Source organism: Parasaccharibacter sp. TMW 2.1891 (assembly GCF_023337675.1).
Classification (GTDB): domain Bacteria; phylum Pseudomonadota; class Alphaproteobacteria; order Acetobacterales; family Acetobacteraceae; genus Bombella; species Bombella apis.
In genome coordinates this window covers 938233-962013 of record NZ_QORT01000001.1, presented here as the reverse complement: position 1 = coordinate 962013, position 23781 = coordinate 938233, and the positions used below count along the sequence as shown (strand labels likewise).

At 56.8% G+C, this 23781-nt stretch carries 18 protein-coding genes; 5 read left to right on the top strand and 13 right to left on the bottom strand.

The features are described from left to right. Positions 1-61: 61 nt before the first annotated feature. The 3 genes from spt to DTJ15_RS04185 all read right to left on the bottom strand — a co-directional run bounded on the left by spt (position 62) and on the right by DTJ15_RS04185 (position 3342). Positions 62-1261 (bottom strand): serine palmitoyltransferase, encoded by a 1200-nt coding sequence (gene spt, locus DTJ15_RS04195; RefSeq protein WP_043560089.1) that lies wholly within the window; start codon positions 1259-1261, stop codon positions 62-64. Then, the gene (locus DTJ15_RS04190; protein ID WP_043561221.1) at positions 1258-1512 is read right to left on the bottom strand and encodes an acyl carrier protein; all 255 of its coding nucleotides are present in this window, start codon (positions 1510-1512) and stop codon (positions 1258-1260) included. Before DTJ15_RS04190 ends, spt begins: the two co-directional genes overlap by 4 nt. Positions 1513-1593: 81 nt before the next feature. Continuing rightward, positions 1594-3342 (bottom strand): fatty acyl-AMP ligase, encoded by a 1749-nt coding sequence (locus DTJ15_RS04185; RefSeq protein WP_043560091.1) that lies wholly within the window; start codon positions 3340-3342, stop codon positions 1594-1596. Positions 3343-3704: 362 nt separating this feature from the next. Here DTJ15_RS04185 and alr point away from each other — a divergent pair, with 362 nt between their 5' ends. Together alr and DTJ15_RS04175 are read left to right on the top strand one after the other, a co-directional pair. Next, positions 3705-4790 (top strand): alanine racemase, encoded by a 1086-nt coding sequence (gene alr, locus DTJ15_RS04180; RefSeq protein WP_249109496.1) that lies wholly within the window; start codon positions 3705-3707, stop codon positions 4788-4790. Positions 4791-5005: 215 nt separating this feature from the next. Beyond that, positions 5006-6484: an MFS transporter gene (locus DTJ15_RS04175; RefSeq protein WP_349292850.1), complete on the top strand. Its 1479-nt coding sequence runs from the start codon at positions 5006-5008 to the stop codon at positions 6482-6484. A gap of 5 nt (positions 6485-6489) precedes the next feature. Here DTJ15_RS04175 and DTJ15_RS04170 read toward each other — a convergent pair whose 3' ends face one another. The 10 genes from DTJ15_RS04170 to mutM form a co-directional block, all read right to left on the bottom strand. Beyond that, on the bottom strand, positions 6490-9075 hold the full coding sequence (locus DTJ15_RS04170; RefSeq protein WP_086431402.1) for a cation:proton antiporter: 2586 nt from the start codon (positions 9073-9075) through the stop codon (positions 6490-6492). 129 nt (positions 9076-9204) lie between these two features. Beyond that, positions 9205-11028: a glutamine--fructose-6-phosphate transaminase (isomerizing) gene (gene glmS / locus DTJ15_RS04165; RefSeq protein ID WP_043560099.1), complete on the bottom strand. Its 1824-nt coding sequence runs from the start codon at positions 11026-11028 to the stop codon at positions 9205-9207. Continuing rightward, positions 11028-12359 carry a bifunctional UDP-N-acetylglucosamine diphosphorylase/glucosamine-1-phosphate N-acetyltransferase GlmU gene (gene glmU, locus DTJ15_RS04160; protein WP_249109494.1) on the bottom strand — a complete coding sequence of 444 codons (1332 nt, stop codon included), beginning with the start codon at positions 12357-12359 and terminating at the stop codon, positions 11028-11030. The genes glmS and glmU overlap by 1 nt, the downstream gene beginning before the upstream one ends. A gap of 46 nt (positions 12360-12405) precedes the next feature. Next, positions 12406-13311 carry a hypothetical protein gene (locus DTJ15_RS04155; RefSeq protein ID WP_052349059.1) on the bottom strand — a complete coding sequence of 302 codons (906 nt, stop codon included), beginning with the start codon at positions 13309-13311 and terminating at the stop codon, positions 12406-12408. Next, on the bottom strand, positions 13301-15748 hold the full coding sequence (gene gyrB, locus DTJ15_RS04150; RefSeq protein WP_081563161.1) for a DNA topoisomerase (ATP-hydrolyzing) subunit B: 2448 nt from the start codon (positions 15746-15748) through the stop codon (positions 13301-13303). Before gyrB ends, DTJ15_RS04155 begins: the two co-directional genes overlap by 11 nt. Positions 15749-15876: 128 nt before the next feature. After that, positions 15877-16977, bottom strand: coding sequence for a DNA replication/repair protein RecF (gene recF, locus DTJ15_RS04145; RefSeq protein WP_081563160.1), 1101 nt, complete (start codon positions 16975-16977; stop codon positions 15877-15879). 9 nt (positions 16978-16986) lie between these two features. After that, positions 16987-18111, bottom strand: coding sequence for a DNA polymerase III subunit beta (gene dnaN, locus DTJ15_RS04140; RefSeq protein ID WP_043560108.1), 1125 nt, complete (start codon positions 18109-18111; stop codon positions 16987-16989). Positions 18112-18185: 74 nt separating this feature from the next. Next, on the bottom strand, positions 18186-19637 hold the full coding sequence (gene dnaA, locus DTJ15_RS04135) for a chromosomal replication initiator protein DnaA (RefSeq protein WP_154981439.1): 1452 nt from the start codon (positions 19635-19637) through the stop codon (positions 18186-18188). Between the two features lie 285 nt (positions 19638-19922). Next, positions 19923-20195 (bottom strand): 30S ribosomal protein S20, encoded by a 273-nt coding sequence (gene rpsT / locus DTJ15_RS04130; protein WP_043560115.1) that lies wholly within the window; start codon positions 20193-20195, stop codon positions 19923-19925. 108 nt (positions 20196-20303) lie between these two features. Continuing rightward, entirely contained in the window at positions 20304-21158 is an 855-nt protein-coding gene (gene mutM / locus DTJ15_RS04125) for a bifunctional DNA-formamidopyrimidine glycosylase/DNA-(apurinic or apyrimidinic site) lyase (RefSeq protein WP_249109492.1), read from the bottom strand. 29 nt (positions 21159-21187) lie between these two features. On the opposite strand from mutM, the gene ubiE reads away from it, so the two are divergent. From ubiE to dut, 3 genes are read left to right on the top strand one after another with little or no spacing between them, the layout of a single operon-like run. After that, entirely contained in the window at positions 21188-21976 is a 789-nt protein-coding gene (gene ubiE / locus DTJ15_RS04120) for a bifunctional demethylmenaquinone methyltransferase/2-methoxy-6-polyprenyl-1,4-benzoquinol methylase UbiE (protein WP_081563158.1), read from the top strand. A 2-nt stretch (positions 21977-21978) separates the two neighbouring features. Next, positions 21979-23166 carry a bifunctional phosphopantothenoylcysteine decarboxylase/phosphopantothenate--cysteine ligase CoaBC gene (gene coaBC / locus DTJ15_RS04115; RefSeq protein ID WP_249109491.1) on the top strand — a complete coding sequence of 396 codons (1188 nt, stop codon included), beginning with the start codon at positions 21979-21981 and terminating at the stop codon, positions 23164-23166. Positions 23167-23201: 35 nt separating this feature from the next. After that, on the top strand, positions 23202-23654 hold the full coding sequence (dut, locus tag DTJ15_RS04110) for a dUTP diphosphatase (protein WP_043560125.1): 453 nt from the start codon (positions 23202-23204) through the stop codon (positions 23652-23654). Positions 23655-23781 lie beyond the last annotated feature (127 nt).

The window sequence follows — 23781 nt, the reverse complement described above, 5'->3', positions numbered from 1 at the left end:
AGAAAAGCCCCCAAAGCGGAATCATGATCCTGCTTTGGGGGCTTCGGCCTGTCGGGCGGGATCAGACCAGCTTCAGTTCCTTGGCGATGGTGCCGAATGTCTCTACGGCCCGGTCAATTTCGGCAGCAGAATGTGCCGCCATGACAGAGCAGCGCAGCAACGGCCTGTTGTCCGGCGTTGCCGGAGGCAGGGAGAGATTGACATAGACTCCGGCATCAAGGAGTGCGTTCCAGAAGGTAATGGCCTGCGGAATATCTTCCAGCGTGACGGCAATGACCGGGGAAACGAAGTTGCTCGTGTTCAGTCCGACAGACTTGAATCCCTGATGCAGTCGGGCCGCATTATCTTGCAGTTTCTGGCGCAGATCAGGACGGTTCTGGATTTCCTCGAGAGCCGCCAGGGTTGCTGCGATGATTTCAGGTGGCAGCGAGGCTGTGAACATGTAGGGGCGGGAGCAGAGGCGCATGAGATCAATTTCATCATGATCCGTTACGCAATATCCCCCGACCGTCCCGAGAGATTTGGAGAACGTTCCGACGATAAAGTCGATATCGTCCTCACAGCCCTGCATTTCTGCAACGCCACGGCCATGCTCGCCCAGCACACCAAAAGAATGGGCCTCATCTACCATCAGGGGAATGTTGTGGCGCTTCTTGACCTCGACGAACTCCTTGAGGGGAGCGATGTTCCCCGTCATGGAGTAGATGCCTTCAGCGATGATCAGGCGGGCCCCGGTCGTTTTGGCTGTTCTGGCGACACGCTTCTCCAGGTCCGCCGGATCATTGTGCCGGAAGCGGATGACCTGTGCCCCAGAAAGGCGGGCTCCATCATAGATGGAAGCATGGCTGTCAGCATCGAGAAAAAGGATGTCATCCTTGTTCACGAGGGCTGAAATCGTCCCCAGATTGGCTTGGTATCCTGTCGAGAACACCATGGCGTGTTTTTTTCTGAAAACGGACGTCAGAGCCTTTTCCAACTGCTGATGCAGTCCGAACGTACCATTGGCAATGCGGGAGCCTGTAGTGCCCACGCCCATGGTTTTGGCCGTATGGATGGCTGCATCCCGTGCTGCGGTGGATTGGCTGAGACCAAGGTAATTGTTGGTACCGAAGAGAAGGGTTTCCCGCCCCTCGATGATACCGACCGTAGCGGAAAGAGGGCGCTCTATCACGACGCCAAAAGGATTCCTCGGGCTTGCAGCCATGAGGGAGTCGTAATTTCCCTTCAGAGTGGCGTATTTGTCAAAAATGCCAGCGCTCATGCCTGTTCTGCCTTGATGGTATGCAGACAGGAAGCGAGATCTTTTATGGTACGGATGTCTGCAAGCTTGTCGAGAGGGACGGAGACATCAAGCATATCCTCAATCTCCATCACAAAATTCATGACGGCGAGACTGTCGAAGGCCAAGTCTTCCACGATCCGACTGTCTTCGGAAATGTCGCGTGGCACTTTCGGGTTTTCCAGAAGTTTCTGGAGAATCATGTGAGAGATATCAGCAACACTGTCTGTCATGTCTTGTCCCTTTGTGACCAAGCGAAGAAGGAAGACCAGCATGACCTTCCTTCTCATATTTGGGAATGGCCTCTTCAGCTCTCAGGCGAATTCCTTGTTGAGGTACATGGCCCTGGCACGAGCCCGGGTCAACTTTCCCGATGAGGTCTGGGGCAGAGACCGTGGCGGCACCAGTACCACATCCACATCAATACCATGTAGACGGCGGAACAGGGCAACCAGTTCTTCTTTCAGTCTGCTACGGGGTTCTTCTTCCGTGTAGCGACACTGGACAAGCGCCACAACCCGCTCTCCCTGGCCATCTTCAACCGAGAAGACGGCGACATCACGGGAACGGAGAGAGTCGACTTCATGCTCTGCGGCCCATTCCAGGTCCTGCGGCCAGATGTTTCGGGCATTGATGATGATGAGATCCTTGGCACGCCCGGTAATGACGATCTGGTTATCAAGCATGTAGCCGATATCGCCAGTATTCAGCCACCCATCCCCGGAGAAGGCCTTTGCCGTTTCGTCCGGGCGGTTGAAATAGCCTTTCATCAGGCTGGGGCCGCGGACATGGACGGTGCCAACTTGACGTTCCTTCAGTGCTTTGCCGGAACCGTCACGCACTTCGATCTGATGTCCGGGCAGGCAGACGCCACACAGCACGAAGTCACGTGCCGTATCGGTACCTTTCTCAGCCGGCTGCGCATAATCTTCCCGTTCCATGATGGAGAGGTCGACCGTATCTGTACGCAGCCCGGTGTTGAGCGGGGCAAAGCTGATGGCCAGAGTTGTTTCGGCCATGCCATAGCTGGCGACGAAGGCCTTTTCATCAAAGCCACGTTTGGCAAAAGTCTCGGCGAAATTGTGGATGATGTGCGGGCGGATCATGTCACCGCCGATACCGGCCACACGCCATGAGGAAAGATCAATATCCTCCCGGGCGCCACGGCGGGCGCAGAGCTCGTAGCCAAAGGAAGGACTGTAGGACATGGTTGCCTTGTTGCGGGCAATCAGCTCCAGCCAGATATGCGGACGGCGTGCAAACTCCCGTGTGGGCAGGAGATCGACAGAAAGCTGGCAGGTCATGGGCGTCAGGAAAAAACCGACAAGCCCCATGTCATGATAAAGCGGCAGCCATGAGACGCAACGGTCATCCCGCTCATCAGAGCTGGGATAGACTTGGAGACCATGACGGGCAATGGCGTGAGCATTGGCCATTCCGGCTTTCTGCGTCACACTGATGCCCATGGGAAAGCGAGTGCTGCCCGATGAAAACTGGAGGTAGGAGAGAGCATCCTCACTGATTTCCGGCAGCGGAATATCCTTTTCCTCACAGGCTGTCAGTTCAGCCGGGGACCCGCCAAAGAGAAGGGAAAAACCAGCGACGATATCGGCTGTCCAGTCACCGATGACCTTGGGGACGACAACGGCTCTGGCATCCGCACTTGTGATCATGCCACGCAGTGTCTCGATGTACCCTTCCTTGCCACCAAAAGCGACAGGGAGGGGCAGGGGGGCGGGGACGAGACCGGCATACTGGCAACCGAAGAAAATGCGGGCGAAATCACCGTCACTTTCCGCAACAATGGCCACCCTGTCTCCCGGCTCCAGTCCAAGGCCGAGCAGGCGGCGGGCCATGGCATGGGCCTGCTGTCGCAGCTTGCTGTAGGGGAGGACTTCCAGCAGGGTTCCCCGTCCAGAATAGATATTGAAGCCACTGGCCCCCTGTGCTGCGTAGTCAAGGGCAGCGGGGAAGCTGGGGAAGTCTCCATAGCGGCGCTCGATGCCGGAGCGGCTCGGGGTGATGGAGAGTGTGGGAGTGGGTTTCTGATTGGCCTCGGTCAAACCTGGACTAGCTCCGTTTGGACCATCGGACTGAACATCCTGAGGCCCCTGCGAAATCAAAAAAACTTGACCCCTGTTCATAGGGTAAAGACCACTCTGCGCCCGCAGAGCAGTAATGCTGTGCCCTGTCTCTAATACAGAACACCCCTCTGCCTCAAGCATATGTCATGATTTTCACCGACAAAATTGCTGCCCTCTGGCGGGAGGCTTTGTCTTCCTTCCTGAAAACTGGGAGAAAAGCCCGGAAAACAGGGAAAAAACGGTATGGGATTTTATCATTAAATAATAATTTCTAAGGAAGATATTTCCTGTAAGATCAGGGCGCCTGATCTTGGACAGCATGAGAATGAGAGGCCAGAGAGATGCATTTCTGCAAGCAGACAAGTGCCCGTCTGACGGTGGATCTTGCCGCTATCAGGAGGAACCATGCGTGGTTGGCGGAGTGCGTACGGGGTGCGGAATGTGCTGCTGTGGTCAAGGCTGATGCTTATGGGCTGGGTGTGCGGGAGATTGCCTCCAGTCTTGCTGACAGGGTCCAGACCTTTTTTGTGGCCCAGCCGGAGGAAGGATGCCAGCTGCGGAGACTGCTGCCGGACAAGAGGATTTTCGTGCTGCATGGCTTCCTGACAGGGCAGCCGGAAACGATGGTGGAGCATGGTCTGATCCCGGTTCTGAACAGTCTGGAGCAGGTAAGGCAGTGGCGGGCTTTCTGTCATGGGGAGGGACAGGATCATCCGGCGGCTCTTCAGTTCGACACGGGCATGTCCCGTTTCGGGGTTTCGAAAGATGACCTTCGCGCCGAGGTTCTGAGAGGGTTGAAGCCGGTTCTCGTCATGAGCCATCTGGCCTGTGCTGACCAGCCGGATGACCCTGCCAACAGGGAGCAGCTTCAGCGTTTTCTGGCCATGAGTGCAGTTTTTCCCGATGTGCCTCGGTCATTGGCGGCTTCTTCCGGCATTTTCCTGGGAGCTGACTATCATTTCGAGATGGTTCGCCCCGGTATTGCGCTTTATGGCATTCCGCCGCATGGGGAGAGCTGCCCACTCGTGCCAGCCATTGGGCTTGAGGCTCAGATATTGCAGGTCAGGATTGTCGAAGCAGGGGGGAGTATCGGGTATGGCCTGACCTATCGTGCAGAGCGGCGCAGGCGTGTGGCGACTGTTGGTATTGGCTATGCCGATGGCATCTTCCGTTCTTTTGCCCGGGATGGTGCCTTATGGTGGGGAGATAGACGTCTGCCTGTTCTCGGGCGGATTTCCATGGATAGTCTTTCCATTGATGTTACGGAGTTGCCGGATGAGGTTGCCCGGGAGGGTGTATGGCTGACACTCATCGGGCCGCAGCAGGATATTGCTACGATGGCCGAATGTGTGGGTACGATCGGTTATGAGGTGCTGACGTCTCTGGGCTACAGGTTTGATCGTTTTTATAATGGTTCGTGCCGGTAATTGTCTGTCAGTTTCTGATCTGTTGATGGCCAAGAACAGAACTGGGTAATGGTATGGGCTGGATCAGCCCAATGCACTATATGGTCGCAGCATGGGATGCACATTGCCATTGGGTTCTGTGAGGTCATATGATTGTGGCGTCATGGATGTTTGATACGTTGAATTTGCTGGTATGTATGGCTGGTCGTTAGATTATCTGGTTGGTTTTAACATATATGAGTTTGCATAATCTTTATTATGCGATTTTCTTTTGTGAAGGGAACTCCCACAAGATTTCTGTCGCTGCTATAAGACAACCCATGACTGACAGATTATTTGATATCCTTCCAGCCAGATATAAAAACCCGAAGACTGAATTTCTTGGGCATCCCAAAGGTTTGTGGGTTCTGTTCTGGACGGAAGGCTGGCTCTCCTTTGCCCAATACGGGATGCTTTCCATATTGGTGGTGTATCTGAAGGACATCCTGCAGCACACAGACCGGGCCCGGCATATTCTGGGCCTACCGTCCCTTCTGTCCATCAATGATAGCCTGTACGCTCCCAGTGGTCTGGACGCCACAGCTGGGAGTCTTTCGGGCCTCATCATGGCGGTCATATTTGCAGCTCCATTTGTGGGAAGTTTCATGGCAGATCACGGCCTTGGCCGGACGCGTTCTGCTGTCATTGGCATCAGTCTGCTGACAGTCAGTTTTACCCTCATGATGGCGGAAAGCTGTTTTGTTCTGGCCCTGTGGCTCTTTTTGGCAGGTGTTGCTTTGTCCGGCAGCCTGAAGGCGCAGGTTGGAGCGCTATATACGTTGGAAGACCGTAGACGTTCTGATGCTTATCAGCTTTACAGCCAGAGCATACAGATCATGGCCATCATCTCTCCCCTTCTCTGCGCCTTTCTGGGAACCATTGCCTGGCGTTGGGCTTTCATGGCAACAGCTTGTGCGATGATGATGGGGTTGGCTGGTTATCTCATGGGGTGTCGTTATCTCCCAGAAGAAACGGCCTCCTTTGCTGTTGGCAAGGACATCCGGCCAGTCGGTTGCACGGTGGTGGAAAAGAAACGGATTGTCTTTCTGCTCTGGCTGGTAGGCCTGTTTGCCCTTGGAGTTCTTCCCAATCAGGAAATCATGGATGGTTATCTTCTCTGGGGCAGTGATCATTATCGCCTGACTGTCATGGGCATTACGTGTCCCGTCAGTACGCTGGTTTCATTGGATAGCGTCATCAGCATGATTACGGGATTTCTGGTCCTGTGGTTCTGGCGCTGGTATGATCACCGCCGTGGCCGCCCCGTACATGACATGACAAAGATCATCATTGGTAGCGCCATTGCGACAGCTGGGCCGTTATTCCTGATCGCAGGAGAATATGTCTGCCCCGCCCCTCATCAGGTCAGCCTCTGGTGGGGTGTGGCCTTCCATACCGTCAATGACATTGGCTGCGGGATGACTTTTCCTATCGGAATGGCCCTCTTCTCCCGTTATGCACCTGCACGGCACAGTACGACACTGATTTCCTGCTTTACATTGCATATTTTTCTGGGAAACCTGATGGTCGGCAAGCTGGCAGGGATGCTGCACCAGATCCCTGATGCGCTTTTCTGGTCGCTTCATTCAGGCGCTGCTTTCCTGTCTACGCTCGGCCTGATGGCCTCCAGCAGGATTGGCAGCCGCCTGTTTCTGGCAGGTTCTTCCCACGGCTGAAAAAGTCAGCGTTTTTCCACGATCGGCGAAATGATGAAACCGGCTTCATGGGCTGGAGAGATGGTGTTGCCTTCTCTGGTAATGACCACGTTGGCTCCGAGAGAGCCCTTCAGCCTCATGTCATGCCGCTTCATGATCTGACGCTTCACGATGGGAAAGGTTTGCAGAAGCCTGTCAAAATCAGCTTTTGGAATGGCCAGCATGTGGGAAAATTGCAGGGAGCGGACCGTATTATGCGCTCTCTGTCCCTGAATATGGCTGTTGGCGCCAATCAGGTCTCCTGCTCCCAGCATGACTTCTTGGGTTTCCGTGCTGGTGGATGTTTCTACAAGACCTGCCACCTGCGCATAGATCGTGCGGATGCGCTCGCCTTTGCGGATCAGTATCTCCCCTGGCGAGAGGAAACAGATGAAGACCCGGCCCGCCAGTTCATGAAGGGCTGCATCTGGAACCCCGTTGAAGGCAGGGAAAGACCTCAGACGCTGCTCAATGCCACTGCGCAGGTTGAAGCGTAACGGCGTGTCCAGCCGATTCCTCTGTCGTTCGATCGACTTATGAAGCTCCCGATGCAGTTCCTGCGAGATGAGGTTGTCCTTTGCCAGAGTGGCATATTCTTCATCTTCCAGACGAAGGGCTATCTGGCGCAACAGACGTCCCTCCAGCGCTTCTGAATAGCCGGAATAATGCAGCCTCAGTGTTGCCAGGGCATCATCCAGCAGTTTGCGCTGCCGTCCCAGCACTTCAGACACGATTTCCGTAATACGGAGTCCCAGAGTGGGTTCCATGCGTTCCCGGACAAAGCGTATCAGGGATGTGGAAACCAGATGGGAAATGATCAGCGTTTCAAAACGCTCCATCATGCAGGCGGTCAGCGGGCGATCAATATGAAAGCGCCTGTGCAGCATCTGTGCCAGGCGGAGACGCCAGGAAGGCTGAAGACTCTTGCGGCGTGTCTTGACGTAGCCATACCGTCCCTCCAGCTGGGTGGCATCCACGATGGCCTCTGTAGCGCGCAGCAGGGTCTCGATCACCCGACGGCTGGACATTCCCTGAACCCGGAAAAGGTCCAGCAGCAGGGTCCGCTCCTGGTTGGCAATGGTCAGCAGGGCCATGTTGACGCGATCTTTGTCGGTCAGTGCTGTCTCAAAATTGTTGCTGGCTTTTTCCTTTTCGGCACGCTGTTCAAGCCGGCTGATGACCCCGCCCCGTGTCCGGGCACCAAAACTGAGTTCATCAGACACATGGGCCACACGCTGAGCCACATGGCTGAGACCGATACCGATGATCTGGTTTCGCAGGGCTTCATCAATGGGGGACAGCCTGTCGAGCTTCAGGAAAAGAACCAGAGAGCGTAGCGTCGTACCATTGATGAGAAGTGTGGTCAGTACAAATCCGGTAGCTACGATCCCGACAAAATGGGTGATGGAATCGTTGATGTGCGGGTTTTCATTGACAGCAAGTGCCAGCGCCAGCGTGATGGCGCCACGCAGGCCACCCCAGGCCATGGTGGTCTTGAAGCGTAATGGAACAGGTGGCGACAGTCTGGTGAGGATCAGGAGAGGAAGGAGGCCGAAGATGACGGCTGCTCTGGCGATCAGCCCTGCCAGACTGGCAATGAAGATCAGCAGAAGGTCCCACTTCGTCATGCCGATCATCATACGGGGGACAAGCATGGCCGCTAGCATGAAGACGAGCGTACTGGCCCAGAACTCGATCTGCTCCCACAATTCCCGGAGAAAGCGCCACGTCTGGGGACGGAAGGTGGATGGACCAAAAGCCGAAATGGTCAGACCGGCAGAGGCCGTGGCGACCACACCGGAAAACCCGAGGATATCGTCACAGAGGATGTAAACCCCATAGGGCAGCACGAGGGAGAGTGTGATCTCAGCTGCGGGGAATCCGCTGATGGCAGTAATCATGATGAGGGCCAGTCGGGCGACTGACACACCGATGATGACGGCTCCGGCAAAGTTGGTCAGAAAATCTATGCAGGCTTCACTGAAACTGATCTGGTGATGGGCGGTGATGGCCGATACTAGGATGGTGAAAATGGCAATGGCCGCTGCGTCGTTCAGCAGGGCTTCCCCTTCCACAAGGCGGCTTAGGCGGGCCGCTGCGCCGATCTCACGGAAAATGCTGGCCACGGCAGAGGGATCTGTCGTGGCCACGATGGCCCCCAGCAGGAGGCAAGCAACGAGGCTCTGCTGTGCAAAGGGATAGAGGGCAAAGCCAATAGTCGCTGTGGAGACAATGACAGCCACGATGGCCAGCAGCAGCACCGTGGCGATTTCATGGGTCAGACTGCGGACATTGATCCCCATGGCCCCCTGAAAGACCAGGAGTGGCAGGAAGATGAGCAGGAAGCCCTCACTGCTGATGGGGAATGACAGGAGAGCCCCTGCCGGTCCTTCCAGCAGGTCCAGCCCCATGGAATTGTTGACGAGAGAGGACGCTGCCCCCAGCCCTATCCCCAATACGGCAATGATGACCGTTTCAGGCAGGTTGATCTTCTTGGCCAGGGGCGGAATGAAGCTGATGAGAAAAAGGAGGAAAACCAGGGTCAGAAGTACAGCTGCCAGCCCTATTTCCATCTGATATCCCCTTTTTTCACCCTCTGATCACGCTGCCCGGAGAGTAAGCGCAAAACCCCTGTCAGGCAAGCCTTGCAGGGGGTTATTACCTGCTTTCCACCTTTCTGAAGCATTAACGGGGCGTCGTCGTTACTCCACGGTAACGGACTTGGCCAGATTGCGGGGCTGGTCCACGTCCGTACCTTTCAGCAGGGCAACTTCGTAGGCCAGAATCTGTACCGGAATGGTGTAGAGGATGGGCGCCACGAAGGCACTGACATCCGGCAGGATGACCATGTGTTCTGCAATGTCTTTCAGCCGTTCAGCCCCCTTCTCATCAGTAAAGACAAGAATGCGTCCCCCACGGGCCCGGGCTTCCTGAAGGTTGGAAAGTGTTTTGTCAAACAGGATGGTGGAAGGTGCGATCGCCACGACAGGAACACTGGGGTCGATCAGGCTGATGGGACCATGTTTCAACTCTCCAGCGGCATAGGCTTCTGCATGGATGTAGCTGATTTCCTTGAGCTTCAGCGCCCCTTCCTGGGCAACAGGCATGCAGATTCCACGTCCCAGATAGAGGACGTCCCTGGCCTGGGCAATCACCCGTGCCATGGTGCGTATCTGGTCAAACAGGCCCAGAACTTCCATGGCATGGGATGGAAGGTCCAGCAGGTTGTCTGTCAGCTCCCGTTCCCGTTTTTCATCCAGCAGGTTGCGCTGGCGGGCAAAATCGATGGTCAGGGCAGCAAGCACGGCAAGCTGGGCCGTAAATGCCTTGGTGGAGGCAACTGATATTTCTGGTCCGGCTACCATGCCCAGAACCAGATCACTCTCCCGGCCCATGGTGGAATGTTCCACGTTCAGGATGGAGACGATGCTCTGCCCTGCCGTCTTGAGCTCCCTCAGCACCCCGAGTGTATCGGCTGTTTCACCGGACTGGGATATGAGCAGTGCCAGCCCCTTGTCAGGCTGTGGCGGGTTCCGGTAGCGCAGCTCGGAGGCCACATCAATATCAACCGGCAGCCGGGCCAGCTCTTCAAGCCAGTAGCGGCCGACCATGCCAGCATAAAAAGCTGAACCGCAGGCCGTGATCGTAGCACGGGACAGCGTACTGGCATCAAATGGCATGTCTGGCAGAGCAATGCGACGTGTGACAGGGTCGATGATGCGCTGGAGCGTCTGGCCAATGGCTACGGGATGTTCATGGAGTTCCTTCTCCATGAAATGCCGGTACCCATCCTTGCCAATCTGCCCCGTTGTCAGGGAGGCTGTCTGGATCGGCCGCTCAACAGCCCTGCCCTGCCCGTCCAGAATCTCGACATGCTCCCGCGTCAGCACGCACCAGTCCCCATCTTCAAGATAGGATATCTGGCTGGAGAGCGGTGCCAGGGCGAGACTGTCCGACCCGAGGAACATCTCCCCTTCGCCGTAGCCAATAGCCAGAGGAGCGCCATGACGGGCCCCGATGAGGAGATTGTCATGTCCCTCAAAGATCATGGCAATGGCATAAGCACCCTGGAGCTGACGGATGGTTGCAAAAGCAGCTTCCTTGGGAGGCAGACCGTTCTGGATATGCTCATCCAGCAGATGGGCGACGGCTTCTGAATCCGTTTCAGTCTCGAAGGTACGCCCCCCGGCTTCAAGGGTTTTCTTCAGGTCTGAAAAATTCTCGATAATACCGTTATGAACAATCGCCACTTTTCCGACCCTGTGCGGGTGGGCATTGTTGGTGGTTGGTGCTCCGTGGGTTGCCCAACGGGTATGGCCAATACCTGTGGTACCGGAAAGGGGTGTTTCCTCCAGAGCCTTGGCCAGATTATCCAGCTTTCCGGCAGCCCGGCAACGTGCGAGCCGACCATGCTCCACGGTCGCAATGCCGGAAGAATCATAACCGCGATATTCCAGCCGACGGAGCCCTTCAAATACGATCGGAGTAGCAGGACGGTGTCCGACGACGCCACAAATACCACACATCAGCCCTGTTCCTTCTTCTTCCGCAGTGCCTGCTGGAGAGCCTTCCCCTTGCCTGCCTTATTGTCCTGCCGTGTCCGCCCGAATGCAAGGGCCTCGGCGGGAACGTCCTGCGTGATGACACTGCCTGCCGCTGTCATGGCATCATCGCCAATCTGGATGGGGGCCACCATGATGGTATTGGACCCTATGAAGCAGCCTTCCCCAATAACGGTTCCGTGTTTGAAGACGCCATCATAATTGCAGGTTATGCTGCCAGCGCCAATATTGCTCCCCGCACCTATCTGGCTGTCCCCCAGATAGCTGAGATGATTTGCCTTGCTTCCGGCCCCCAGAGTCGTGTTTTTGAGTTCCACGAAATTGCCGACGTGGCTGCCTTCATGGCAGACAGTGCCAGGACGCAGCCGGGCATAAGGGCCAATCACGACGCCCTGCTTCACAACACATCCTTCCAGATGTGAAAAGGCACGGATTACGCAACCTTCTTCGAGAGTGACGCCAGGCCCAATGAACACGTTGGGTTCGATCACCACATCGGCAGAAATGATGGTATCAGGGTCGAAAAAGACGCTGGATGGATCAATTAGGGTGGCGCCCTGTTGCAATGCTTTCTGGCGCAGACGCTGTTGGAGCCGTGCTTCGGCCTCTGCCAGCTCGGCCCGGGAGTTGATGCCGGCCAGCTCGTCCTCCGTCCCCTCGACGCAGCTTACTCGTCCTTGCCGGGCTGCGAGAGCGACGATATCCGTCAGATAATACTCGTTCTGGGCATTTTCGGGGGTAATGCGGCCCAACCAGTCTTTCAGCTGCGCAACCTCAGCACACATCATGCCTGCATTGCAGAGTGTAATGTGCCTTTCGGCGTCGGAAGCATCCTTGAACTCGACGATCCGTTCCACCTGCCCATCGGGGCCTGTCACAATCCGCCCATAATGCCCGGGCACAGCAGGGCGCATTCCCAACAGGGACAGTACGTTCTCCTGTTCTCCCTGGGCATCCAGCAGGCGCTGCATGGTATCGGCTGTCAGGAGTGGGTTATCAGCATAAAGTATGACAGCCCGTCCCTCTTCCAATCCATCCACGCCTGTTTTTGCGGCGTGTCCCGTGCCCAGACGTTCATGCTGGATGACAGTTGTGTGGGGAGATACCTGCCGGGCCAGATCATCCATTCCCGGGCCGATGACGACCACAATGCGGTCCACGACCTGCCGGGCTGTTTCGATCAGATGCCAGATCATTGGGCGGTTTCCCAGACGCTGCATGGCCTTGGGATACCGGGACTTCATGCGTGTTCCCATACCGGCAGCCAGAATGATGGCAGTAGTCATGGAACTCATAGATCAGGCCTCCCATGGAATGAAGACAGGTGCATGAGGGGAAGGCTCAGCGGGTCTGGGTGTGTGTGACAGCAGAGACTTTTGGTGCTGCCTGTAGAACGACAAGAATCTGCCCCATCTTGTAGTGATCGAATTCGATGCGTGCTGGAACGAACCCGCCCTGAGGATCATGGACAAACCAGACGGTTCCTTTGTGAGGACTGGACTGGGCGGCCTTGAAGCGTGTGCCGATGGAAAAACCACCAATCTGCCGTCCCGTGAAATCACATTTCAGGGCGTCCCCCCGAAAATAGGACCCATGATCCTTGGGAAGGGTCGTCTGGCTGGGGCCATGAACATCCAGATAGGACAGACGGATACCGTCGAAAACAGGTCTGCTGAAAGTGCAGTCCTGTTTCAGCGTCATCCGGTGTGTCAGCGCAACAAGAAAACTGAGCATGTCGACAGACTGCTTCAGCTCTGCAGCGGGCAATGGCTCCCGCTGTTTGTCTACTGGCAGGAAGACGGCCACATGCGGGCCAGTCAGATCAAAATCAATGTGAGCTTTTTCTTCCTCGCCATGGGCAAATCCACTGTTGCTGAAGGAAACCGGCGCAACATTATCTCCGTTGAAGTGCCCCTGGGCACTGCTCAGCAGATTCAGTGTCAAAAACCAGCTGGCGAGACCAACGGTATAAAGATGCGTCTCCACTCCGTAGCCCCAAGGTTGCAGGACATAATCTGCATCAGCGCCCAAGGCACGATACCCATGAATGAAAACACCGTACCGGAGATGTATGTTCTGTGCGGCAGGCAGGGTGTCGGCTGCGCTTTTCAGTGAGGGTGCCGGTGCAGGCGCGTCTGCCTGCTCTGCCAGAGCCCCCGGGGCCAGCAGACAGGAAGAAGCCAGCGTCAGGCCCGCCAGCAGGCGGCCAGTGATGGAGCGGCGGATTGAAAGCGTGTCAGACGTCAAGATTGGCAACCTTCAGTGCGTTATCCACGATGAACTCACGACGGGGTTCGACAACATCCCCCATGAGGGTGGAGAAAACCTGCCCCGCTTCTTCGACATCGCCAACCTGCACTTGCAGGAGGGTCCGGGTGGCCGGGTCCAGCGTGGTGTGCCAGAGCTGCTCATCATTCATTTCGCCCAGGCCCTTGAAGCGGTTGATGGCCAGACCACGGCGCCCCTGGGCCAGTATCTGTTCCATCATCATGCCCGGGCCAGAAAATTCGAAATTCTTCTGGTCAAGCTGCAATGTCACGGGCCTGCTGAAGAATTCAGCAAGCCACTGGGACTGTGCGAGAAGACGGCGTGCTTCACTGGAGCGAAGCAGTGTGGCTTCAAACGTGTAGCGTTCCCCCACACCACGGAGAAAACGACGGCAGGTGACGCCCTGGCTGTCGGCCTCAACTTCCCAGCCCCGCTCATTTTCGGGAGATGCTGCTTCCAGTCTGGCCAGGAAGCCATCGACTGCTTTCTGTCGGATCGCTGCATCAGGGTTGATGAGCCCGCTGACAGCCGCCTGCTCCATGATCCAGAGCGGGACACGGGCTGAAAGTGCCCGCATGTCCTGTGCCAGTCGGCTGCAACGGTCAATCACGTCACGGAGTTCCGCACCGTCCAGTACGGTTCCGTCATGGCAGGTCAGGGATGCATTGCTCAGGGCCTTGTCCAGCAGGTAGCTGTCCAGTGCAGGTTCATCCTTGAGGTAGCGTTCCTCTTGTCCACGTTTGGCACGGAAGAGCGGCGGTTGGGCAATGTAGAGATGGCCGTTTTCGATGAGTTGGGGCATCTGCCGGAAGAAGAAGGTCAGAAGCAGGGTGCGGATGTGGGAGCCATCCACGTCAGCGTCCGTCATGATGACAATCTTGTGGTAACGGAGCTTGTCAATATTGAAGCCCCCCTGCTCGGCTGGACCATGACCGATCCCCGTGCCCAAGGCTGTGATGAGGGTGCCAATTTCGGCAGAGCCAAGCATCCGGTCGAAGCGGGCACGCTCAATGTTGAGAATTTTGCCACGCAAAGGCAGAATGGCCTGGAAACGGCGGTCCCGTCCCTGTTTTGCTGTTCCGCCGGCAGAATCCCCCTCCACAATGAAGAGTTCTGCCCCTTCCGGGTTGCGTTCCTGGCAGTCGGCCAGTTTGCCCGGCAGGGATGAGACATCCAGAACGCCTTTGCGCCGTGTCAGTTCCCGGGCACGGCGGGCGGCCTCTCTCGCACTGGCGGCATCAGCAATCTTGGCAATGATGATGCGGGCTTCCTTGGGATGCGTCTCGAACCAGTGGCCGATCATGTCGGCGGCGATGGTGTGCACGACAGGCTGAACTTCGGAAGAAACCAGCTTGTCTTTTGTCTGGGATGAGAATTTAGGATCGGGAACCTTGACGGAAAGAACGGCGGAGAGCCCCTCCCGCATATCCTCACCTGTGAGATTGCTGGTTTCTTTCTTGTTGCCCAGCAGAGAGGCATATTTCCCGACGGCCCTCGTCAGGGCCTGCCTGAAACCGGCCAGATGGGTGCCACCATCACGTTGGGGAATGTTGTTGGTGAAGCACAGCATGGTCTCGTGGAAGCTGTCATTCCAGCAGAGAGCAAATTCCACCTTGATGCCAGATGTTTCATCCTGCAGCTCCCCGGTGATGGGAGGATCGATCAGTGGCGTCTTGGAGCTGTTGAGCCATTTGACGAACGCTGTCAGTCCCCCTTCATAGTGGAAGACAACCTCCCGTGGCTCACTGTGACGCTCATCACGCAGGATGATCTTCATACCCGAATTCAGGAAGGCCAGCTCACGGACACGGCGCTCCAGGATACTGAATTCGAATTCAGTTTTGGAGAATGTCTCCGCACTCGGCTTGAAGGTGACTTCCGTTCCGTTTTCTTCGTCCGAATCACCGATGACGGCCAAGGGAGCTACACGCTCACCGTGCCGGAAATGAATGGCATGTTCCTTGCCCTGTCGCCAGATGCGTACATCCATGGTCTCGGAGAGAGCATTGACAACCGCAGCCCCCACACCGTGCAGACCGCCGGAAACCTTGTAGGAATTCTGATTGAATTTGCCCCCGGCATGCAGCTTGGTCAGCACGACTTCAGCCGCACTGATCCCCTCTTCCTCGTGCAGGTCTGTCGGGATACCACGCCCGTTATCCCGGACTGTGACAGAGCCGTCCCCATTCAGAGTGAGAATGCAGTAGGAGGCGAAACCTGCCTGTACCTCATCAACGGCATTATCAATGATCTCGAAGACCATGTGATGCAGGCCGGAGCCATCATCCGTATCCCCGATATACATGCCAGGCCGCTTGCGGACAGCATCCAGCCCCCGCAGGACGGAGATGGAAGAGGCGCCATATTCCTCATGATCGGAAGACTGAATTTCCGGCTGGTTATGGGATTCTGACATGCCTGCGCATTACTCCGGTTGGCTGAGAGCTTTGATGGGTGAATATACTGTCAGAAGCCTTTCCTGACCAGTGCTGTCACCGGGGTTATCCCGAAATAACCGTGAGAAAAGGCCATATTCTGGCCGCCTCATGCCGGATGGAGTGCGCCATTCTGAACATGAAAGAAAGCTGCAATGTTTCTGATGGAAGAAAAAGGTTCAGCTTCGGTTCCTGTCAGGATGGTGGTCGTTTTCAGGGCAGAGAGACTGTCCATCAGGATGATCCGCCGCCGTTCATCAAGATGGGTCAAAGGTTCATCCAGAAGGATGACGGGAGCCTGCCCCCAGACCCTGCTGATGGCATGGGCATGGGAGAGGATGACGCTCAGGAGCATGATTTTCTTCTGTCCACTGCTGGAGTGTGCTGCCTGACGGCCTGTCATGGCGTCCCGCAGGCTCATGTCAGCCCTGTGTGCTCCGATGGAGGTGCTCTTGCGGGCTTTGTCCTGAAGGCGGGACTGTTGCAGGGCGTGGCGGAGCTTGTCTTCCACTTCCAGAGCCGGGCTGGCTTTCAGCGCTGTGGCGATGGGGCAGTGCAGCTCCAGAAGGGTTTGGGGGAAAGCTTCATTGCCGAAAGGGGTTTCTTCCAATGTTTCGAGAAGATGCAGCCGGGCTGCCGTTATGGCGACTGCGTGGCGGCTTATGGATTCTTCCAGGGAGGTCAGCCAGGCCGTTTCATCAGGCTGTTCCAGCAGGATGCGGTTCCGGCTCATGACGGACCGCTCATGTGCCATGAGCTGCTGCGTATGATCCGGCAGGAGAGCGACGGTCAGCCGGTCCAGAAACCGTCTACGGCTGCCAGCACCTTCAAGAAAGAGACGTTCCATCTGCGGAGTAAGCCAGACGCAGGAATAAAGTCGGGCAATTTCTGCCATGGTCCGTGTTCTTTCTCCGTCCAGGAGAAAGATGCGGCGTCCTCGCCCCTCGGTCAGGCCGGTAGACAGTTGGAACTGTTGTCCTTCCCGCTCCAGATGGGCGGCGACGCCCCATTGGGTTGTTCCGTGGCGGGGCAGCATATGAGCTGGTGAGCCCAGAAGCCCCCGCCCCGGGGCAAGCAGGGAAAGGGCTTCCAGAAAATTGGTTTTGCCGCTGCCATTCTCCCCTGTCAGGACGGACAGGGTGGCGGACGGCTCCCAGACGCACCGTCTGTAATTACGAAAATCCGTTAATGTCAGACGGTGCAGGTTCAAGGAGATCGTTCAGACCCGGATGGGCATGAGAACGTACAGAGCCGCAGGTTCGGCCGTATCGCGGATCAGTGTCGGAGATGAACTGTCGGCAAGGGCGAACTCGGCTTCAGCGTCGATCTGGTCGGTGATGTCCGTCAGGTAACGGGCCTGGAAGCCGATCTCCATGTCGTCATTGTCGTAGGTGACGCTGTTTTCATCCAGCTCCTCCTGAGCAATGCCCTGATCGGGGCTGGTTGCGGAGAGGGTCAGATGGTTCTTCGTGATGGTCAGCTTTACCGGGCGGGAACGTTCCTGGCTGATGGCCGCCACACGACCTACGGCTGCCGCAAGATCCTGCTTGGTAACACGCAGGATGCGTGAATTGGACTGGGGAATGACACGGGTATATTCCGGAAAAGTGCCATCCACCAGCTTGGAGGTCAACAAGATGGAACCGATACGGAACTGGATGCGCGTCTCTGAAAGAGCCACCTCTACGGAGGCTCCATCATTATCCAGCAGTTTCCGAACTTCGGTTACGGTCTTGCGGGGGATGATGATGCCCGGCATTTCTTTTACGCCGAAAGGCGCTGGAACGTCGACTTTGGCCAGCCGGTGTCCATCTGTCGCCACAGCCCGGAGATGGTTCTTTTTGTCCACCAGTACGATATGGAGATAGATGCCGTTGAGATAATAACGGGTCTCCTCGTTGGACATGGCAAAGCGGGTACGGTCGACCAGCCGACGCAAATCACCTGCCTGAATGGCAAAATGATGAGGCAGATCGCCTGCTACCATGGCCGGAAAGTCATCAACTGGCAGAACGTTCAGGCTCGTCTCGTACCGCCCGGCCTTGAGGTGAAGGGGCCCTTCCGCATCCTTCTGTTCGAACTCGATCAGGGCACCATCGGTCAGTTTGCGGACGATCTCGAAGAGAACGGCAGCCGGAACAGTGACGGACCCGGCATGTGTGGCCTCTGATGGAATTTCCTCGACGACGGCAATCTCCATGTCCGTCGCTGTCAGGCGCAGAACCTCGCCATCATGCTCCATCAGCACATTGGCGAGAATGGGGATGGTGTTCCGTTTTTCAGCGACACCCTGAATGTGAGACAGTGCACGCAGAAGTGGCGCGCGATCAACTGTGAACTTCATGACAACCCCAAAGCCTTATCGGGAAGAGTAATATGTCTCTCTAGCAAAACAAGGACATGCTTGAAAAGCCATCTTCAGCTTTCCAGCATGTGGCGCAGCAGCTCGACGCTTTCAGCCAGACCGGGGTCCTGTTCCATAAGCTCCGAAATGCGGTTCACGGCATGCATGACAGTCGTATGGTCCCGATTGCCGAATTTCCGGCCGATTTCCGGGAGGCTGCGGCTTGTAAGCTGTTTGGCCAGATACATGGCAATCTGCCGGGGGCGGGCCACGGCCCGGGCACGACGGGCTGATGACATGTCGGTCAGACGGATATTGAAATGCTCGGCCACCTTGCGCTGGATTTCATCGATCGTGACACGGCGCTCATGAGCTTTGAGCATGTCTTTGAGGACATCCTGTGTCGATTCCAGCGTGACGGGTCTGCCTACCAGATCAGCATGGGCGATGAGGCGGTTCAGTGCACCTTCCAGCTCCCGCACGTTGGTGGTGATCTTGTGGGCCAGATATTCCAGCACCTTGGGAGGGACAGGCGTGCCAGAGGCCTTGGCCTTGGCTTCCAGAATGGAAATGCGCAGCTCGAAGGTCGTAGCGTGAATATCCGCTACCATACCGCAGCCCAGCCGTGTGCGGAGCCTGTCCTCCAGACCGGAAAGATCAGAGGGGCTCTTGTCAGCGCTGACGATGATCTGCCGCCCTGCATCCACCAGCGCATTGAATGTATGGAAGAATTCTTCCTGCGTGCTGTTCTTCCCGATCAGGAACTGGAGGTCGTCAATCATCAGCACATCAACCGACCGGAGCTGTTCCTTGAACTCCATCTGGGATTTGGACTGCATGGACGCAATGAAACGGTACATGAATTTCTCGGCAGACATATAGGCGACCGAGATGTTCCCGCGGCTGATCAGCTTGAGGCCAATAGCGTGCATGAGATGGGTCTTGCCAAGACCAACGCCACCGTACAGGAAGAGCGGGTTGAAACCGGGGCTGGCGGGATGATCCGCAACACGCCCTGCACAGGCATAGGCGAATTCATTGGGCTTGCCGACCACGAAATTGTCGAACGTGAAGCGGCGGTCCAGCGGGACGGCAAGATCATTCCGCACCTCATTCATCGAGGGCGAAGTGGCTGCAACGGCCTCTTCACGATCCAGGGCCGCTGCATCTTCATTGGCCATGGCGCTGATGGAGAGATTCGCAGCCCCCCCGCCCTCTTCAGCCTGTGGAGCATCATCCCCGGTTTTTGCGGCACGCTGTGCTTTCTTGTCGATCCGTAATTCGACATGCTGGACAGCTGGATTCTCTTCACGCCACAGGGACTGAAGGCGTTGGCCATACTGGGCACGGACCCAGTCTCTCAGAAAACGTTCCGGCAGGTAGAGGGTAATTTCATCATCATCCAGCGGGCCCAACGTAATGCGCTGGATCCACATCCTGTATTCCACATCGCCGACCTCACCTTTCAGGCGATCGCAGATGCGCAGCCAAGATGCCTTGAGAGCAGAATTTTCAGAAGAGGCCATAGCAGCGTCCTGGGACTGAGCTTTTTCCACTTCTGATCTCCGTACTTCATGGTCTTGCAGGCCTTCGGCTAGGGTAGAACCCGCCAGAAGGGGTAATCAAGTGTTTTTGCCGGGGCGTTGGGTGCCTTGTCACACTAGCTTAACCTTCAGGAAAGGGAAAGCCTGCTTGGGCCATGATACGACCCCGCCTTGCGTGAGGGCAAAAAAAGAACGCGCCCAGTGGGCGCGCCCGAAGCCGTTTCATCAGGTCCTGATGAAACGGGCCATTCTGCCTGGATCGGACGATCAGGCAGCGGCGGTAAGAGACTTGATGCGGGCAGAGAGGCGGGAGAGCTTGCGGCTGACCGTGTTGCGGGAAATCACACCCTTGCCAGCTGCACGCTGCATCTCAGGCTGGGCCGCACGAAGTGCTTCTGCCGCTGCATTCTTGTCGCCGGACAGGATGGCCTTCTCAACATTCTTGATGAAGGTACGCATACGGGACAGGCGGGAAGCGTTGCGCAGACGGCGGCGCTCGTTCTGACGGATGCGTTTACGGGCAGATGCGTTGTTTGCCATGGGCTTCAGGTTTCCTGCGGATAGTTCGCTAAAAAATAATGTCTGCCCCTCTACCGCTCCGCTGACATGGCGTCAAGCACTGTCTTCATATCCTGCGGCAATAACGGGTCACTTACGCAACTTTTTCTGGCAGTGTGGACAGAAAAACGTGGACCGACTGCTCTGTGTCATACGCTGTATGGGGCTGGAATGCCCTTTTGCTAGGCATGCTGGGCAGGGTTGCCCTTCCCTGCCATAGACAAGATGCAGGGTCTGGAAAGTCCCTGGCTGGCCATCAGTGTGCACATAGTCCCGCAATGTGGAGCCTCCGGCTGCAATAGCCGTCTGGAGTATCTCCACAATGAGGCTGCAGAGACGTTTTGTCTCCGCCTTGCTCAGACTGTCAGCGGCCCGTGCGGGATGGATGCGGGCCCGAAACAGGGCTTCGCAGACATAGATGTTCCCCAGTCCGACAATCCGGCGCTGGTCCAGCAGGGCATTCTTGATAGGCATCCGTGTCGTGACCAGGGTTGCCGCAAGGGTTTCTGCCGTAAACTGGTCAGAAAGAGGTTCCACTCCCAGATGGGCAAGCTGTGGCTGCTGGTGTTCCTGTTCTGTCTGGAAGAGACAGACCATGCCGAAACGTCTGGGATCCACCAGGGCGACACGATGGTCGTTGCTGGTCCACAGGACGAGATGCTCATGCTTGCGGGGTGGCAGATTCTGGCGGGCAGGGTCGATGAACAGCCTGCCGGACATGCCCAGATGTATGAGAAGGGTCCAGCCATGCTGGAAATCCATCAGAATATATTTGGCACGACGTCTCAACTGGATGATCGTTTGATGGAGGAGGATTGTGGAGAGACCTGGCGGAAAAGGCAGACGCAGGTCAGGCCGGTTGACCTCCACGCTGGACAGGCTGTGCCCCTTCAGCGAAGCCTTCATGCTCTGGAGAATGGTTTCAACTTCGGGGAGTTCTGGCATAAATATCCGCAATGAGATAACGGTGGCATATGACTGAACACCATTCTTCCCATACCTCCTCTTCTTCGTCAGCTGATTTTGAGGCTGATACGATTGATTTCGGCTACCGTGATGTGCCACGGGGCGAAAAGAAACCGCTGGTCCGACAGGTTTTTGAAAGCGTTGCTGGCAAATACGACGTCATGAATGACGCCATGTCCCTCGGTATCCATCGGGTCTGGAAGCGCATCTTCGTGACCATGCTGTCCCCGCAGCCGGGATACAGGCTGCTCGACCTTGCTGGCGGTACGGGAGACATCACTTTTGGCTGGTTGCGTCGTGGTGGTGGCCATGCCGTGCTTTCGGACATCAACGAGGCCATGCTGGAAGTTGGCCGTCAGCGGGCCATCAAGGCCGGGCTGATCGGGGAGATGGATGTCTGTGTTGCTGATGCCGAGGCACTGCCTTTTCCTGATGCTTCGATGGACAGGGTCTCCATGGCGTTCGGACTGCGCAACTGTACGGACAAGGATGCTGTCCTGCGGGAGGTCCGTCGTGTGCTGAAGCCGGGCGGGCGTTTTCTCTGCCTTGAATTTTCGAAAGTGGATGTGGCGGCCCTCTCGGCCCTTTATGATCTCTGGTCCTTTCAGGTGCTGCCCCGCATGGGGCAGATGATTGCTGGTGATGCGGAGAGCTATCAGTATCTTGCCGAAAGCATCCGCATGTTCCCGGATCAGGAAACACTGGCAGGCATGATGCGGGCGGCGGGGATGGATCGTGTATCCTATCAGAATCTTTCGGGAGGGATCGTGGCCATTCATTCTGGCTGGCGGCTTTGAGCATGGCCCGCGTCATTCTCATTCTGGGAGGTGGCATTGCTGCCTACAGGGCGCTGGATCTCGCTCGGCAGCTCCGGCATGAGGGCATGGAGGTCGTGCCCGTCATGACGGAAGCGGCGAAGCAGTTCGTGACGCCATTGTCCCTGGAAGTGTTGTGTGGCGCTCCTGTCCATGATGAGCTGTTCCGCCCCGGGCAGGAAAGTGAAATCGGTCATATCGCTCTTGCCAGGTCGGCCGACCTGGTGCTGGTCTGCCCGGCCACGGCCAATCTGATGGCTCGCATGGCACAGGGCATGGCTGATGATCTGGCCACGACCCTTCTCCTGGCAACGGCAGCTCCCATTCTTCTGGCACCGGCCATGAATCCTCACATGTGGTCCCATCCTGCCACACAGGCCAATCTTGCCCTGTTGGAGCAGCGGGGTGTCCGATGCGTTGGTCCGGCGCATGGTGCCGTGGCCTGTGGTGAAACCGGCATGGGACGTCTGGCAGAGCTGGACGAGATTCTGGCGGCAGTCCGTTTAACCCTGTCGGGGGGAACAGGCCTGAGGGGGTGCCGTATCATTGTCACGGCCGGCCCGACGGTAGAGCCGATTGACCCTGTCCGCTTCATTTCCAACCATTCATCAGGGCTTCAGGGCTATGCCATTGCAGGCGCTCTGGCGGCCAGAGGTGCCGACGTCCGGCTCGTGAGTGGTCCTGTCTTTCTGCCCACTCCACCGTCTGTCCAGCGGATTGACGTAAGGACGGCAGAAGAGATGAAGGCTGCCTGCCTTGCACAGCTTCCGGCTGATGCAGCCATCTGTGTGGCAGCTGTCAGTGACTGGCGCCCTGAGACTGTCAGCAGCCGGAAGATGAAAAAAACGGCAGAGGCTCCGCCTGTTCTTTCCCTGAGAGAGAATCCTGACATTCTGGCCACGCTGTCCCATGTTGCAAAACGTCCGGCACTGGTTGTCGGGTTTGCGGCGGAGACGGATGATCTTCAGAGTCATGCGGAGCAGAAGCGTCGCCGCAAGGGGTGTGATTGGCTTCTTGCCAATGATGTGAGCCGGCATCCGTTTGGTGGGCAGAAAAATCAGGTATTGTTCCTGACAGAGAATGGAACGGAGAGCTGGCCAGAAATGACCAAACCCGCTCTGGCAGAACAGCTTGCAGAGCGGGTGGTGGCTTTTTTCCAGAAACAGGATTAACAGTCCTCTGGCTTTAGCTGTGAGGGGATCAAGCCATGTCCGATGTCGTGAAAGTCCGTATTCTTCGCCTCCCCCATTCCGAGGGGCTGGAGCTGCCTGCCTATGGAACTGCCGGAGCTGCCGGTGTTGACTTCCAGGCGGCGGTGCAGGAGCCTCTGATACTTCGTCCGGGGGAGCGGAAACTGGTGCCGACAGGGCTGTGTGTTGCCCTGCCTGAGGGGCATGAGCTTCAGATACGTCCCCGCTCCGGGTTGGCCCTGAAGCACGGCATCATGGTGCCCAACAGTCCCGGCACCATTGATGAAGATTACCGGGGAGAAATCCGCATCATCCTCATCAATGCCGGGGCGGAAGATTTTGTCATCGAACGTGGGATGAGGATTGCCCAAGGGGTTCTGGCGCCTGTCGTGAGAATGCAGTGGCAGGAGTGCAGCAGCCTTGATACAACAGACCGAGGGCATGGGGGCTTCGGCAGTACCGGCCATTGACCGGTTTTCCAGTCCCGGCGGCTGATTTTTGAGGGGTCGGTCATGAAGATTCATTCGGCCATGGGCCAGCCATGAGACGGGATACTTGGCCCTTTGCGTACCTTTCCAGACTGGGGGAAAGAAGCAG